Genomic DNA, 15,657 nt, shown 5'->3' with positions numbered 1-15,657 from the left:
ATTTTCCAGCCGGCCCACGCCGTAGTACTGCTATTCATTGTTGTACCAGCCGGTGGCGTTGGCCTGGGTGTCGTAGGTCCACACGGTGGAATCCGGCAGGCCGTCGGTCGAGAAGTCATCCGACCAGACCAGATTGTATCCGGCAGGCGCCCCCACTGAGCTGGATGAGGATGAACTGCTGGAAGAAGATGAGGAAGATGAAGAAGAGGAGGACGAACTGTGGCTGCCGCCGCCTGTGCTGACTCCGCCGCCGCCTCCACCACCGCAGGCGGAAAGCGCGCTGGCGCTGAGGGCGATAAAGGCGACAGCGCCAATGAGTCCATGCCTGTGTATATCCGTGCTCCCTCTATTTTACCGTAACGATCCGGCTGAAGCGCCTGCCGTCCGGTGCCACCGATCGCGCCTCGACCGGCCCCCTTACCTCGACGGCGTCCCCATAGGTCAGCCACTTGCCGCCCTGAGTGCGATACTGGATTTTCAGGTCGCCATAGGCCAGGTTGGCCTCGAAAATACCGCCGGTGACGCGGGCGCCAGGCGGCGGCAGGCGATAAGCAACCTGTTCCCGATCCAGTTCGGCCAGAAGTGGCGTCAGGCGGTCATTGAAATTCTGCCAGTCGGCCAGCAGCGCGTGACCATCAACCTGACGGTCGCCATAGCTGTAGGACTTGCCAGCGACATAGGCCGGCTCCCAGGCGCCGGTATGCCAGGCACGTTCGGCCAGGGCGAGGACACGCGGATAGAACATATAGTCGGCGATGCCGTCGGCGCGCACGCCCTCGCTCCACAATTGGCCCTGCATCCCGGTGATCTTGCGGCCGGCTTCCAGCGGCTCGGTGTCGGCGATGGTCTGGCCATGCGCCTGGATATTCGTCATGATACTGGCATTGGCTGCCAGGTTTTCCGGCATGAAGGCGAAGACCTTGAAGAGATCGGTGCCGCGCGACGCCCAGTCCATGCCGCGCTCTTTCGGATCGGGCGCGTAGGGCATGTCGAGATAGAGGACTTCGGGCGTCGACATCACGATATCCCAGCCGCGATTGGCCTGACGGTAGGCTTCGGCCACGCCGCCGCCGAACAGGCCGCCCCAGCTATTGGACTGAACCTGCTTCGGCATGTCCTCCGGCTTCACATGGCCCATGCCGTCGCTCCAGCCAGCGGGCTCTATCCCTTTTTGGCCCAGCATCTGCGACACCTGGGTGATGAAATAGGGCGTCATATGTGCCGGATCGAGGCCTTTTTCTTTCACCAGCGCCTGACAGGCGGGGGAGTTGGTCCAGGCGCCAGCGGTTTCATCGGCGCCGATATGATAGATTTTCAGCGGTACGCCGGCTTCGTCGTGCATCGCCTTGATGTCGTCGATCACGGTTTCGATGAAGTGATAGGTCGAGGGGATGCAGACGTTCAGCGTGTTGTCATTATAGTGCTGAATCGAGTCGTAGACGGTCTTGTCATCCGGGTCTTGAAGGCGGAATTCATTGGCGGCGTCGGGCTTGCCTTCGGCCATCAGGCGGCGGTAACGGGCCTCCATAGAGCGCACGGCGGCGCGGCTGTGGCCGGGCATGTCAAACGAGGGAATGACCTCGATATGACGGGCGGCGGCGGCCTTGACGATCTCGATATAGTCGGCGCGGCTGAGATATCCATCAACGATCTTAGAGCCTTGCGGCCCGGCGCCTAGCTGCGGTAACAGGCAGGTGTCTTCCTTCAGATCATGGCAGCGATGACTGCCGATCTCGGTCAGTTCCGGCAAGGCGCCGATCGCCAGCCGCCAGCCCTCGTCATCGCCCAGATGCAGATGCAGGCGGTTGAGCTTGTACTCGGCCATCTGATCGATGGTGTTGAGGATAAACGCCTTGGAATGGAAGTTGCGCGCCAGGTCGATATGCAGGCCGCGGAAACCGAAACGCGGCGCGTCGCTGATCTCGATCGGTTTCAGTCGGTTATGCTCGAAAGCCGCCTGTTGGCTGAGGCTTTCAATGGCATAGGCGGCGCCGGCGGCATCGGCGGCCGTGATGGTGATCCTGCCGTCCTGTGCCAGCAGGTGATAGGATTCAGGTTGGCCGGCGCCGATAGTGATCTCGACCGGCACGCCATGCGAAGCCAGTTTCAGATGCGAGGCGTCCAACGCGGCCTTGATGTCAGGAATGGTCAGTCCGTTCAGCTTAAGCGCCACGCCGGCGTTCAGGTTGAGGGGCTGGCCGTCCAGGTGTTTGGCCGAAACCGGCGTCGGCAGGATAATGATGTCGGGTTTCGCCTGCGCCACCTGACGCGAGGCATTCTGGATAAAGGCTCGTTCCGGTGTCAGCCATTGAGTGGCGTCGTTCGGGCCTTTGCGGGTGGTGGCCTCGTCGGTGATTGGTGTGACGAAAGGCAGGGATTCCAGTCCGGTCGCCGGATCGAATGTGGTGCGCGACGCGGCGATGGTGGTGGGTGGTGTGCCATCTGCCACGATATAGGCATTGGGCATGGCCAGGTATCCGGAAGCTGCGTGCCCCGCCCAGGTGAGCGAATAGGTCTCGCCGGGTTTGAGGGTGGTGCCGCTCTTTGGCGTCAGCTTGTAATTGTCGCCATTGATATGGGTGAGGTCGAACACACTGTCGCCGACGGGCTCCACCGGACTGACCGAGCCGAAATAAAGCGCCCAGGCGCCTGTGGGCGTGCCACTCCTAGGCACGGTCAGGTCGAGGCGGGTATTGAAGCCGTCCTGAGTGGCATTGGGCACCACGGTCAGTTTGTAGCCAAGTTGATCGGCGAAACTGGCTACAGCCGGCGCCGCGACGGCGGCCCTGGTCGGCATGAGCGCGGTAGCCGATAGCAGGGTGGCGGCAAGCAGGCTTTTCAGGCGGTGTGATGTATGCGGCATGTCTATGCCTCTCCCCAAGCTTTTTATTCTCGTCGCAGGTTGGCGTACTGTCTGCACCTTGTCAATTCTTAGACAAGACCTGTGATGGATTTTTAAATATCCAATACAGAACCAATGTGCGCCATATGATCTTATTTCAAATTGATTTTATTGCCTTATTTAATGACACTCCCTGATAATACCAATTTCCATCACAGATAGCTGCTTTGAGAGGAAGGCTTCGCGGTCGCGCGTCAAATTCAGAATGCGGTATTTTTATATAACTGTTTTTCAAGGAGTATTTCGTCATAAGATAACTTTGTATTTGATCCAGCTCGACATCAATTCGTCCTTGCCAAGGATTGACGAGACAATACCAGTGCAATAGATTGCAAATTCAAAACGGCGTTTTTTGAGTGGTGGTTCCTGTCCGGTTTTTTGAGGGATTGCCGACCAAAAACAGACCTAAAGCGATTTTGGGAAGAACAGATGTCATTTATCGAAACCGTCGGCAGGCTGGTCAGCGACGATCCGGCGCCCCTGTACATGCAGCTCCAGAAGGTGCTGCGGGACGCCATCCTGTCGCGCGTTCTCAGCCCCGAAGCCGCCATCCCGCCGGAGCGCGATCTGGCTGAAGAGTTCGGCGTCTCGCGCCTAACCGTGCGCAAGGCGGTCGATGGCCTGGTCAGTGAGGGCCTGATCACGCGCCGCCGCGGCGCCGGCACCTTTGTCGCCAGCCGGGTCGAGAAAAGCTTTTCCAAACTGTCGTCCTTTTCCGAGGATATGATTTCGCGCGGCCGCGTGCCGCATTCGGAATGGCTGTCGAAATCGGCCGGCGCCGTAACGCCTGAGGAATCGTTGTCGCTGGGCCTGTCGCCCGGCACGCTTGTCTATCGTTTCCAGCGCCTGCGCTATGCCGACGGCCAGACCATGGCGTTCGAAAGTTCGACCATTCCCGGTTATTGCCTGCCGGCGCCGGGCGTGGTCGAGGATTCGCTCTATGCTGCACTCGATGCCGCCGGCAATCGGCCGGTGCGCGCCCTGCAACGCCTGCGCGCCATCTCTTTCAGCGCCGACCAGGCGGAGATCCTCGGCATCCGTCCGGGAGACGCCGGCCTGTTCATCGAACGCCGCGGCTTCCTCGCTGATGGCCGCGCCGCCGAATTCACCCAGAGCTGGTATCGCGGTGATGCCTATGACGTGGTGGCCGAGCTTAATCGCGTTTGATCCGGCGGTTATCGCGCGCCCCGGCGGGCAATAGCCGGCCATCCCTCACTTATAATTCGCGGCGCGGCTGCGCATGTAATCCTTACGTACGCGTAAGTATGCTCGACCTCACACACAAATTTGAGGGAGTTTGCGCCATGCTGGGCACCATACTGATTGTCGTCCTGATTCTGCTGTTGATCGGCGCCCTGCCGTCGTGGAATCACAGCCGGAGCTGGGGATATGGGCCGAGCGGTGGTCTGGGCCTGGTCGCGGTTATCGTCATCATCCTCGTCCTGACGGGGCGACTGTGATGGGCAAAAACGGCATCTATATGCTCTGTGGCGCGGCGCTCCTGGCCATCGTTGTCATCTTCCTGCTCAACATGCCGGATAAGCGCAGTGGCCCCGAACGCGTCGGTGATGCGGTGGAAGCAATGCCCCAGGGCGTCGACAAGGCCGGCGATAAGCTCAAGGACCGAAATCCGGTCGAAAAGGCGGGCGACGCTATCGAAAAGAAAACCAACTAGATTTTCAGATTTTTGACGGCACGCAATGTGCGAAACCGGAGCGTATTCCAATGGGCCTTGTGTCAGACGCAAGACATCCGCCTGGCGCGCCCGTGGACCTTGCGCCCGCGCCGGTTCCGCCATGGTATCGAGATTTTGCCTGGCGTGACGGCCGCCTGGAAATCCGCAAGACCGCCATACGGTTGCGTCTCGATCGCCATCTCGTGGCTGAAATTGCCTCCTGGGTGCTGTGGCTGGCCATTCTTATGGCCGTGGCTACTTGGGCCCGGCTGACGCGCCGGACCGTGAAGCGCCTGGCCTTCGTGCCGGACCGGCCGCGCCCGTGGTATCTGCTCGGCGGTGCGGCGCGCTGGGCCGGTATCGAATGCGGGGGACGCCAGGTCGAGGCCGACGCCGTGGTGTATTTTGATGATGTCACGGCCGGCCAGCCGCCGGCCAGCCTGAATGGCCGACGGCTGAATTTTGCCTGCACCGATATCAGCAAGGGCCATGTCGCCAGGGTCTTTGAAGAGATTTTCGGCTATCCGCTGCTGGTCAATCCGGAAACGGCCCAGGGGGATATCGTTGCCAAATCCGAGACGAACGGCGTCCATGACGGGCGTATTGTTGCCGCGCCTACGAAGCGTCGTGATGGCTTTTGCTATCAGCGCCTGATCGATACGGCCGGGCCGGATGGCTATTGCCGCGACTTGCGCACACCCTGTGTTGGCGGACGCCCCGTAGTGGTGTGGGTCAAGCTAAAGCCGCAAAATAGCCGCTTCGCCATCCATAACCGCAAGGCCGTGCTGCGCGATCCGGCCGAGGTCTATTCACCTGAGGAACTGGTGCTGATTACGGCCTTCAATGCGCGCATGGGCCTCGATTGGGGCGGACTGGATATCTTGCGCGATCGGGATGGCCGTCTCTATATCGTCGACGTCAACAAGACCGATGTCGGCCCGGTGATCGCCCTGTCGTGGCGCGACAAGATTGTTTCCATGAACCGCCTGTCCGCGGCTCTGAAAAGACTGATTACCTAACGAGTACCGCCATGTTTATGACTGATATCAAGGCTGATAACCTGACCGCGCAATTTCGCACCATGATCCGTGATGCAAAATACCCTTGTGTCGGCGCCAAGTCGGCACTCAATCACGATCACATCGATATCCTCGTGGCTAGGGATATTCGCTGCCCGGCGGACGACGCCCGCATTCATTCCGCCCTGGCCGGGTTCGCCCGACGTTACAGAGCCGATCCGCAACCGTTTCAAAGCCTGGCCGTCCTGTTTCGTGATCCGGAAGACCTGTCGGAAAAGGGCTTCGAGCAGGCCCTGTGGGAAAGGGTACAGGCGTTGTCCGATATCGATGCTGCGAAGCACCAGCCTTACGACCCACGTGTCAGCCCTGATGCCGGCAATCCGCATTTTTCGCTCAGCTTTGGCGGCGAAGCTTTCTTTCTCATCGGCCTGCATCCCCAAAGCAGCCGGCCGGCGCGGCGCTTCATGACGCCGGCCCTGGTCTTCAATCCGCACGACCAGTTCGAGCGCCTGCGTGCCCAGGGGCGGTATGAGACTTTGAGCCAGGCGATTATCAGCCGCGATATCGCCCTGGCCGGCACACCCAATCCCATGCTGGCTGAGCATGGCGACATCTCCGCCGCCCGACAATACAGCGGGCGCGCCGTTTCCGAAAACTGGCGGTGTCCCTTTAAACCGCACCATGAGGCATTGAACCATGATCGCTGATGATATGACCCCGGAAGGCCGTCGAATTGAAATCCCCGCCCGCCACGGCGCCGCCTTCCGGCTGAACCGCGGCCAGCGCCTGCGGGTGATTGACCCCCAGGGCGAGCAGGTATCGGACATGCTGGCTTTCAATGCCCACGATATCAACGAGGTCATCTCGTCCGGGCGGTCGCTCGACTATGCTTCGAAGCTGTTCCTGACGACCGGCGATCCGCTCTATTCCAACCGCTCCAATATCATGCTGAAGATCATGGAGGATACGGTCGGGCGGCATGATTTCCTGCTGACGCCCTGCTCGAAGGATACGTTCCGCATTATCTATGGCGATGAACATCCGCACCAGGGCTGCTTCGGCAATCTGGCCCATGCGCTTCAACCCTATGGCGTGACCCCTGACCAGATCCCCACTGCGTTCAATATTTTCATGAACGTCAATATAGGAGCGGACGGCTCATTCACGGTTGATGCGCCTAAGAGTAAGGCCGGGGATCACATCCTGTTCGAGGCCCATATGGACCTGATCGTCGCCCTGACCGCCTGTTCAGCCCTGCAATCCAACAATTACGCCTTCAAACCGATCCATTATGCGATTGAGACGGTGCAACTGGACGCGATTTAAAAAAAGCCCGTGAAGTCCAGGGGCTTCACGGGAATATTGTGTTCGGGGTTGAGACCGAAACAGCCAGTTGGGGAAGAACGGGCCGCACCTGCGCGAAACAACAGACACGGCACCCTTCAAGCATAGCCTCGCGGCTATGCCAGGGAGTTTTCCTGTAGTCCGCGTCGGTCGTCAAGCATAATTGTCATCGATGTCATAAATTTAATCCAACACGGCCACTCACGGCGAGACGCGTTTTAAATCGTGCGGTTGGCCTTGGCGACCTGGGCGTACCACTTGCCGGAATCCTTGATCGTCCGCTTCTGATCATTGGCGAAATCGACATAGGTCAAGCCGAACCTTTGGGAATAGCCGGCGGCCCATTCGAAATTGTCCATCAGGCTCCAGGCATGATAGCCGCGCACCGGCACGCCGTCATGGATGGCGCGCGACAGGGCATCGAGGTGGCCCTTGTAGTAGGCAATACGTTTGGGGTCGTGGATGGCGCCGGTGGCATCGGGCCCGACATTGTAGGCGGCGCCATTTTCGGTGATCTCGATCGGACGGCTGCCGGTAACGGCCTGCATCCGCTTGAGGATGTCGTAGAAGCCCTGCGGATAGATATCCCAGCCGAAATCGGTCTTTTCATGATCGCCGAACGCCCATTCCGTATCGGGCAGCAGCAGGCCGGGCACGCCGGAAGGCTTTTGTGCATCCCAGACGCGGGTGCGCGAGTAGTAGTTGATGCCGATGAAATCGAGATCGGCCTGCATCAGTTTGTCATCGCTCGGCAGGAAGCCCAGCAATTCGTTTTGTCGGTCGGCCGGCAGCACGCCTTCGGGATAGGCGCCGGTCAGGACGGACTGGACGAACCACAGGTTCGACAGCTTGTCCATGAAGACGGCGGCGGCTTTGTCGGCTTCTGACTCGGTCGAGGCAATCTGTGGTGACACGTCAAACACCGAGCCAATCTTGAGCTTCGGATTGACGGCCTTCATGGCCTTGAAGCCCATGCCATGCGCCAGATTGACCGTATGGGTGGCCTTGAAGAAGGCCAGCGGATCCTTGCGGCCCGGTGCCCAGGCGCCTTGCCAGTAGCCGATCTGGGTGAAGGCTTTCGATTCGTTGAACAGCGACCAGTTTTCGATGCGGTCGCCAAGCGCGCGGGCCATGATATCGGCATAGTCGGCGAAGCGTTGGGCGGTATCGCGCACCGGCCAGCCGCCGCGGTCTTCCAACTCTTGCGGCAGATCCCAGTGATAGAGGGTCGGCAGGGGGCGGATGCCGGCTTCGAGCAGGGCATCGGTCAGGCGGGAATAGTAATCTAGGCCCTTCTGGTTGGCCGGGCCGGTGCCATCAGGCTGGATGCGCGTCCAGGCGGTGGAGAAGCGATAGGATTTCAGGTTCATGGCCTTCAGCAGGGCCACGTCTTCCAGGTATTTGTGATAGCTGTCACAGGCCACGCGGCCGGTGTCGCCGTTCAGGATCTTGCCGGGCACCAGGGTAAAGCGATCCCAGATGGATTCGCCCTTGCCGTCCTCATTCCAGGCGCCTTCCACCTGATAGGCGGCCGTGGCGGCGCCCCAGATGAAGCCTTCGGGGAAGGTGCCTTCGACGAACTTTTTAGCTTTTTTGGCGTGGGCGGCGGGTGCCAGGGTGGCGGCACCTAAGGCCAGGGCGGAGGTCAGAAGTTCGCGGCGGTTCATGAGGGTTTCCTGTGAGCGCGGTGTTTTTGTTGGTATTTACTCAACAGGTGCTTGAAGCTGACATCGATGTCAACGGTGCGGAATGAAATTTTATCACTGTCGGTAAGTCAGGGTATTTTGAGCCGGTTGAGGTCTTCGGGTGTGTCAATATCGGCGAGGATAAAGCCGCCGGTCTCGATATGGCGCAACCGATAGCGGCCTGATCGCAGCAGTTCGCGGGCGCCATGATCGCCGGAAAGGCGACTCAGGTCATCGAAACAGGTGGATGAGAATAGAACGGGGTGGCCGTTTTGGCCGTTATGGACGGGGACAACGATATCATAACCGGGCAGGGCGTCGGCCATCTCACGGTATAGAGCGGGCACGATCAGGGGCATGTCGGCCATCACGATAAAGGCGGCGTCACAGGGTTTCAGCGCCGCCACGCCCATAGCCAGCGAATGGCCCATGCCTGCTTCCGGATGCGGATTAACGATGTGATTCACGCCCGAAAGCGGCTTGCGGGCGACCACAAGGACTTCGCCAAGTCCGAGAGTTCCCAGGCCGTCGAGCACATGGCTGAGGATCGGTTTGCCATCAAATTCGGCGCGCAGCTTGTCATCCTGTCCGAAACGGCGTGACGCGCCCGCCGCCAGCACGACCGCCGAAAACCGCTTCATGCCGCCACCGTCCGCCGCCAGCGTTCCACCACTTGCGCCAGGATCGACAATGCGATTTCCGGCGGTGAGGCGGCGGCGATATCGAGCCCGACCGGGCCGTGGATGCGCGTGACAGTTTCAGGCGCTGCACCAAGTTCTGTCAGAATTTCGAGGCGACGCGCATGGGCCTTGCGGCTGCCGAGCGCGCCGATAAAGAAGCTCTCGCTTTGCAGGGTTTTCAGCAAGACTGGCGGCTCGTATGTGTGGTCATGAAAAACCGTCGTCACGGCACTGTAGCGATCAAGGGCCGCGTCAAAGTCCTCCGGCGAGGTCAGGTGACGGCCGTTCAGCCGTGCCGCCAGGGCCACATCCGGTGACCAGATATCGAGTTCGATTTCCAGTGGAAGCGCCATCTGCGCCAGCGCCTCCATAATCGGTCCCTGCCCAACCGCCACCAGACGGCAGGCCGGCAGATAATGGCGCGTATACGCAGGCTCGCCGGGCGCGAAAATAGACATCGATGCCGGCTGTCGCGCGTCACGGCTTGCGATGATCCGTTCGATTTCGGCGTCGCTGATCCCGACGTCGAAAAACACCTTCAGGCCGGAGCCGCACGGCAGGGTGATGTCCTTGAAGCGCGAGCCTTCGCCATAGAGTTCGACCCGGTTTTCACCCAGGCGCATGGCCTCCAGCGCATCAAGCACCAGCGTGCCCTCGGCGCAGCCGCCGGTGATCAGCCCGCACGCCTCGCCGGTGTCGCAGACGGCCAACTGGCTACCGACCGGGCGCGGTGACTGGCCGGTGGTGCTGATCAGGGTGAGCAGGGCGGTCTTGCGGCCGGCCTTGCGCCAGTCCCTTAGCGCCGGCAAAACGAAGTCACGATAGACGGGCGGCGGCAGGATCAAGCGCTGGCCATCTGCTTGGTGATGAGCGTTTCCGGCAGGATCGGCAGTTTGCGGATTCGGATGCCGGTGGCGGCGAAAATGGCGTTGGCGACGGCGGGTATGACCGGCGGCAGGGCCGGTTCACCCAGGCCGGTCGGCGGAAAGTCGCTGGTGACGAAATGGACATCGACCTGCGGCGCCTTCGGCATCCGCATCATCGGGATCTCGTGGAAATTGCTCTGAACGGCGCGGCCCTTTTCAAAGGTGATTTCGGCCTCCATCGAGCCGATGCCATCCATGACGGAGCCTTCGACCTGATTCAGCGCGCCGGTCGGATTGATGATGTGCGACCCGACATCGCCGACCGCCCACACCTTGAGCACGCGCCACTGGCCGTCATCCGCCACGCGGACTTGGGCCACCTCGGCAAAATAGCCGCGATGGCTGAAATAGGTGGCGACACCTAAACCTTCCCCTTTGGGCAGCTTGGTCTTGCCCCAGTTCGAGCGTTTGGCGACCGTTTGCAGCACGGCCCGCATCCGCGCCGGATTGTAATTGGCCTTGTCGTTCAGGTGGGCGTCGAGCTGCGCCAGGCGGAAGGCAACCGGGTCCTGGCCGGCGGCATGGGCGATCTCGTCCCAGAAGCTTTCGTGGACGAAGGCCAGCGCATTGGAGGAGGGCGCGCGCAGATAGCCGGTCGGGATAGTGGTCTCGATCAGAGATTGTTCCAACCGGAAATTCGGCGTCACCAGCGGCGCGAAGGCATTGCCGTCGATACCGGCCCCCTGGGCCACCTGGCCGTCGCGGCTGAAGGTAACGCTGTGGCAGGCGTAGGCGGTGAGCTTGCCCGCCGCGTCCACACCAGCCCGCAGATTGTGATAACATCCGGGGCGGAAGAAATCGTGGGCGACATCGTCCTCACGCGACCAGACGAGCTTGACCGGCTTGCCGGCCTTTTGAGCGATAGCGGCCACCTCGGCCATATAGTCGTTTTCAAGCCGCCGGCCGAAGCCGCCGCCGGCGCGCCGCATATGGACGTTGACGGTTTCGGGGGGTACGCCGAGCGTTTTGCCGACCAGCGCCTTGCCATCGTTCGGCACCTGGGTCGGTGCCCAGATTTCGACGCCTGAGGCGGTGACACGGGCGGTGCAGTTCTGCGGTTCCATCGGCACATGCGCCAGGAAGGGCACGTCGTAAAAGGCGTCGACCATCTTCGCCGCACTTTTCAGGGCCGCATCGATATCGCCGCTCTGCTGTTTGACCTCTCCCGTGCCTTTGACCAGCGCCTTCGCCTTCTCGAGATAGACGGCGCTGTCATGCGGGGCGCCCACCGCGTCATCCCAAACCGGCTCCAGTGCGGTGCGGGCGTTTTGCGCGTACCACCAGCTTTTGGCCAGGATGGCGATGCCGTCCTGCAGGCCGTGCCAGTCGGTGCCTTTCAGGATGAAGACATCGGTGACGCCCGGCATGGCTTTCGCCGCCGTCAGATCGCAGGCTTGGAGCCGCGCACCATAGACCGGCGATTTGACATAGACAGCGTAGACCATCCCCGGCAGGGTCATGTCGATGCCGAAGATCGGTTCGCCCCTGACGATTTTCGGGCTGTCATAGCCGTTTTGTGATTGGCCGATCAGTTTGAAATCCTTAGGGTCTTTCAGTTTCAGGCTATCCGCCGCCGGCGGCGTCAGTTTTGCTGCGTCAGCCGCCAGTTCGCCATAGGCGAAGGTCTTGCCGCTTTCGTGAACCACCTGGCCCTTGGCGGTGGTGAAGGCGTCATGTGAGGCTGACAGTTTTCGCGCCGCCGCCTCGATCAGCAGCCAGCGCGCCGCCGCGCCCACTTGGCGCATCGGCTCCCAGTTCATGGTCGTGGTCATGCTGCCGCCGGCGAACTGCGCACCGTAACGCGCCTCATCCGAAGGCGCGGTCGCGATGCGGACCTTCGTCCAGTCGGCGTCCAGTTCCTCGGCGATCAGGATGGGGAGCATGGTCTTCGCGCCCTGGCCGATTTCCGGATTTTTGGCCATGATGGTGATCCGGCCGTCCGGCGCGATGCTGACATAGTCGGTGAGCGCTTGTGCGCCTTCTGCCCTGGCAAAGCCGAAACCGAGCATAAGACCACCGCCGATGCCGGCGCCCGCCTGGAGGAAAAGCCTGCGTGTCGTCTCCATGTCAGGCGCTCCTCAGGTCATCAACGGGCTGGCCCGAAGCCGATTTGATGGCGGCGCGGATGCGCTTATAGGTGGCGCAGCGGCAGAGATTGCCTTCCATGGCGTCATCGATCGCCGTGTCATCCGGTTTCGGTGTTTTAGCCAGCAGGGCGGCTGCTGTCATGATCTGGCCGGCCTGGCAATAGCCGCACTGCATGACGTCCAGTTCCAGCCAGGCGGCTTGCAGCGCCTGCCCTTCGCGGGTCTCGCCAATACCTTCAATGGTGGTGATTTTCGCACCATCCAGCGATCCGATCGGCGTCACGCAGGCGCGTGTCGCTTCGCCATCGATATGGACGGTGCAGGCGCCGCACTGCGCCACGCCGCAGCCGAACTTGGTGCCCTTGAGATCGAGTTCGTCGCGCAGGGCCCACAGAAGCGGCATTTCCTCCGGCGCATTGACCTCACGGCGTTTCCCGTTGACGGTCAGGGTGATCATGTGGTTTCTCCCGTTTGTTGCGGTGAGATTAAGCCCGCGTGTTCACTTCACGCAAGCGGATTGATGCGATGGCACCACTTCCGGTTACGAAGCGGCCGAAAGCCCTGAACGTGCTTGAAAACTTATACAAAACCGTATCATATAAGAGGATGGCGCCGATGCGCCCAATAACAAAATAGCGAAACAATCGAGATGAGCCACACTGATACGTCCGCCTCTGAGAGAAAAGCGCGCGAGGTTCTGATCGTTGGCGGGGGAGCGGCGGGGTGGATGACGGCCGCCTATCTGGCTAAAAATCTGGGTACGGACCGGACGGGTGGTCCGCGGATTACCGTTTTGGAATCGCCGGACATCAGCATCATCGGGGTAGGCGAGGGCACGTTTCCGACGATCCGCAATATCCTGCGTTCGCTTGGCATAGATGAAGCGGAATTCATGCGTGAAAGCCATGCCACTTTCAAGCAAGGCATCCGCTTTGATGACTGGGAAATGCCGCCACAGCGCGAACCCAACGGCCAGTTGATACACAGCCATTACTTTCATCCCTTCGAAGCGCCTTACTGGTCGCGCGAAGAATTGAATCTGGTGCCGTACTGGCTCCTGAAAGATCGAGACAAGCGCCTGCCTTTCGCCCAGGCGGTCACCTTCCAGAAAAAAGTGGCCGATGCGGGCCTGGCGCCGAAGGCCATCCATCAGGGCCATTATCAGGGGCCGTTGAACTACGCCTACCATTTCGATGCCTACCGGTTTGCCGGTGTGCTGGCGAAATTTGCAAAGGGGCTGGGCGTTCATCATCTCTCCGGCAATCTGACCGGTGTCGGCCTTGCGGCCGATGGCGCTATAGACCATGTGGCCACGGCGGAGCATGGCGACCTGAAAGCCGGGCTTTATGTCGATTGCTCGGGTTTTCGTGCCGAACTGATCGGCAAGGCCATTCGGGCACCATTCAGGCCGATCCGCGATATCCTGTTCACTGACCGCGCGGTCACTGCTCAGGTGCCGCATGACTGTTCGGATTGCCAGCTCGAAAGTTACACGGTCTCGTCGGCCCATGAAGCCGGCTGGACATGGGACATCGCCCTCAGCGACCGCCGGGGCATAGGCTATGTTTACGCGTCTGACTATACGACGGACGAGCGCGCCGAAGCCGTTTTGCGCGAATATATCGGGCGCACCAGCAAAGCCGAAATTTCTCCGCGACACATCAGCTTTACTGCGGGGTATCGTGAACAGCAGTGGATGAAGAATTGCGTCGCGGTGGGCCTGTCCGCCGGCTTCCTGGAGCCGCTGGAATCGACCGGCATGGTGCTGATCGAATCGGCCGTCAATAAGATTGTCGAATTTTTCCCGTTCAGTGGTCCGGCGGATGCCTCGGCGACGATTTTCAATGAGTCCATGACGCGGCGTTATGAGACCATTATCGGCTTCATCAAGCTGCACTACTGTCTCAGCAAGCGCCCGGAATCCTTCTGGGTGGATAATACAAAGCCTGAGACGATACCGCCGCATCTGCGCGATCTGCTGGCCCTGTGGAAATTCCGCCCGCCGTCACGCTTTGATTTCGTGCTGGATCATGAGAGTTTTGCCTTCTTCAGCTACCAGTATATTCTGTACGGTATGAATTTCGAAACCGACTACGAGGCCGCCCGTCCTTCCCTGAGTCAGTCCGAACTGGCTGATCAGCTTTTTGCCCGGATCGCCGCCTTCGGCGAACAGGCTTCAAAGGATCTGATCAGCCATCGCGATCTGGTTGATGCCGTTTACAGGGAAGGTTTTGTAGAGCGTCAGGCGCCGCCGCCACGGATGCGTGGAATCAAGATGTGATCGTGGTTTCACGCACGATCAGTTCGTGCAGAATGATATGGCGGATCTGGCGATCACTGGCTATGACCTTATCCGGGGAATCGTCGAGAATCTGGATGCAGCGGCGGGCCATTTCGAGATAGGGCTGGCGCACGGTCGTCAGGGCGGGCCAGACCGCCGAGGAGATCGGCGCATCATCGAAACCGACCACGGCCAGATCATCGGGGATACGCAGGCCGGCCTTGTGCGCCACCGAGCAGGTGGCGGCCGCCATTTCATCATTGCAGGCGAATATGGCGGTCGGGCGGTCGGGCAGGGCCAGCAGGCGTTCGGCGGCCTCGAAGCCGGACTTGAACGAAAAATACCCCGATTCCATATAGGCCGCCGGTGGCCGCGGAATACCTGCGGCGTCGAAAGCTTCGTAAAAGCCATTGCGGCGCAGGATTGTGGCCGCGTGATCCGGATGTCCGCCGATATGTGCAATCTTCGTGTGGCCCAGGCTGAACAGGTATTCGACGACATCGCGCGCCGCCAGCCGGTCATCCATGGCGACAGAGGCGTAATGGCTGTCCGGGGTTGACGGCGATATCAGGACGCAGTTTATGTTTCGGCTTTTCAGGAAGCTTTTGAGCGGACCGAAATCGCACAGGGTCGGCAGCAGGACCATGTCTCTGATGTGCGCATCGGTGATGAAGCGATCAAGATAACCTTGCCAGTCAGGCATTCCCTGCTCGTACAGCTCAACGGCCAGGTATTTGCGCGATTCCATGCAGGCGGCCAGCATGGCCTGGTGAAAACGACCCTGGTAGCCGCTGGTCGGGTCTTCCAGCAACAGGCCGATGGAGGTCTTGCTGCCCATGCGAAGGCTGCGCGCCTGGGCATTGGGGCGGTATTCGAGCTGCGCCATCGCGGCCAGCACCTTTTCACGCGTGCTGGCCTTGACGGCCTTGTCTTCATTGACCACGCGCGACACGGTCTTCGCCGAAACACCGGCCAGTTCGGCGACATCGTAGATGGTTGACATGATTGCGTAAAAACCCCGGTTTTTCGGGAGCTTAGCCCCATGTTAGCGTTCACGC

General features: G+C 60.5%; 15 protein-coding genes. 7 read left to right on the top strand and 8 right to left on the bottom strand.

The genetic code is table 11. The features are described from left to right. Positions 1–30: 30 nt before the first annotated feature. Positions 31–156: a hypothetical protein gene (locus BLO49_RS18675; RefSeq protein ID WP_281187227.1), complete on the bottom strand. Its 126-nt coding sequence runs from the start codon at positions 154–156 to the stop codon at positions 31–33. 190 nt (positions 157–346) lie between these two features. Continuing rightward, positions 347–2,863: a family 20 glycosylhydrolase gene (locus BLO49_RS08610; RefSeq protein ID WP_090647056.1), complete on the bottom strand. Its 2,517-nt coding sequence runs from the start codon at positions 2,861–2,863 to the stop codon at positions 347–349. A gap of 468 nt (positions 2,864–3,331) precedes the next feature. Here BLO49_RS08610 and BLO49_RS08605 point away from each other — a divergent pair, with 468 nt between their 5' ends. From BLO49_RS08605 to BLO49_RS08580, 6 genes are all read left to right on the top strand, one after another. Next, positions 3,332–4,069, top strand: coding sequence for a GntR family transcriptional regulator (locus tag BLO49_RS08605; protein WP_090647053.1), 738 nt, complete (start codon positions 3,332–3,334; stop codon positions 4,067–4,069). Positions 4,070–4,206: 137 nt separating this feature from the next. Beyond that, on the top strand, positions 4,207–4,362 hold the full coding sequence (locus BLO49_RS08600; protein WP_090647050.1) for a DUF3309 domain-containing protein: 156 nt from the start codon (positions 4,207–4,209) through the stop codon (positions 4,360–4,362). After that, positions 4,362–4,577, top strand: a complete 216-nt coding sequence (locus BLO49_RS08595) for a hypothetical protein (RefSeq protein WP_090647048.1) — start codon at positions 4,362–4,364, stop codon at positions 4,575–4,577. The genes BLO49_RS08600 and BLO49_RS08595 overlap by 1 nt, the downstream gene beginning before the upstream one ends. A gap of 92 nt (positions 4,578–4,669) precedes the next feature. After that, the gene (locus tag BLO49_RS08590) at positions 4,670–5,596 is read left to right on the top strand and encodes an ATP-grasp domain-containing protein (protein ID WP_090647392.1); all 927 of its coding nucleotides are present in this window, start codon (positions 4,670–4,672) and stop codon (positions 5,594–5,596) included. A gap of 11 nt (positions 5,597–5,607) precedes the next feature. Next, a complete protein-coding gene (gene gntA, locus BLO49_RS08585) occupies positions 5,608–6,303 on the top strand; it encodes a guanitoxin biosynthesis heme-dependent pre-guanitoxin N-hydroxylase GntA (protein ID WP_220083715.1) in 696 nt (231 codons plus the stop codon). Next, the gene (locus BLO49_RS08580) at positions 6,293–6,922 is read left to right on the top strand and encodes a DUF1989 domain-containing protein (protein WP_245678949.1); all 630 of its coding nucleotides are present in this window, start codon (positions 6,293–6,295) and stop codon (positions 6,920–6,922) included. Before gntA ends, BLO49_RS08580 begins: the two co-directional genes overlap by 11 nt. A gap of 236 nt (positions 6,923–7,158) precedes the next feature. On the opposite strand, the gene BLO49_RS08575 is transcribed toward BLO49_RS08580, so the two are convergent. The 5 genes from BLO49_RS08575 to BLO49_RS08555 all read right to left on the bottom strand — a co-directional run bounded on the left by BLO49_RS08575 (position 7,159) and on the right by BLO49_RS08555 (position 12,775). Further along, on the bottom strand, positions 7,159–8,607 hold the full coding sequence (locus BLO49_RS08575) for a GH1 family beta-glucosidase (RefSeq protein ID WP_090647045.1): 1,449 nt from the start codon (positions 8,605–8,607) through the stop codon (positions 7,159–7,161). A gap of 107 nt (positions 8,608–8,714) precedes the next feature. Continuing rightward, positions 8,715–9,266 (bottom strand): nucleotidyltransferase family protein, encoded by a 552-nt coding sequence (locus BLO49_RS08570; protein ID WP_090647042.1) that lies wholly within the window; start codon positions 9,264–9,266, stop codon positions 8,715–8,717. After that, complete coding sequence (locus BLO49_RS08565; protein WP_245678948.1) at positions 9,263–10,150, bottom strand: XdhC family protein; 888 nt, start codon at positions 10,148–10,150, stop codon at positions 9,263–9,265. Before BLO49_RS08565 ends, BLO49_RS08570 begins: the two co-directional genes overlap by 4 nt. Then, on the bottom strand, positions 10,147–12,297 hold the full coding sequence (locus BLO49_RS08560; protein WP_090647040.1) for a xanthine dehydrogenase family protein molybdopterin-binding subunit: 2,151 nt from the start codon (positions 12,295–12,297) through the stop codon (positions 10,147–10,149). The genes BLO49_RS08565 and BLO49_RS08560 overlap by 4 nt, the downstream gene beginning before the upstream one ends. 1 nt (position 12,298) lies before the next feature. After that, the gene (locus BLO49_RS08555) at positions 12,299–12,775 is read right to left on the bottom strand and encodes a (2Fe-2S)-binding protein (protein ID WP_090647038.1); all 477 of its coding nucleotides are present in this window, start codon (positions 12,773–12,775) and stop codon (positions 12,299–12,301) included. Positions 12,776–12,967: 192 nt separating this feature from the next. Here BLO49_RS08555 and BLO49_RS08550 point away from each other — a divergent pair, with 192 nt between their 5' ends. Beyond that, on the top strand, positions 12,968–14,599 hold the full coding sequence (locus BLO49_RS08550; protein WP_090647036.1) for a tryptophan halogenase family protein: 1,632 nt from the start codon (positions 12,968–12,970) through the stop codon (positions 14,597–14,599). On the opposite strand, the gene BLO49_RS08545 is transcribed toward BLO49_RS08550, so the two are convergent. Beyond that, on the bottom strand, positions 14,589–15,602 hold the full coding sequence (locus BLO49_RS08545) for a LacI family DNA-binding transcriptional regulator (RefSeq protein WP_090647034.1): 1,014 nt from the start codon (positions 15,600–15,602) through the stop codon (positions 14,589–14,591). The two genes, BLO49_RS08550 and BLO49_RS08545, sit on opposite strands and share 11 nt — an antisense overlap. Positions 15,603–15,657: the final 55 nt, after the last annotated feature.

The sequence above is a fragment of the Asticcacaulis taihuensis genome, assembly GCF_900100255.1.
GTDB classification, from domain to species: Bacteria; Pseudomonadota; Alphaproteobacteria; order Caulobacterales; family Caulobacteraceae; genus Asticcacaulis; species Asticcacaulis taihuensis.
This window is presented reverse-complemented; position numbering and strand designations above follow the sequence as displayed.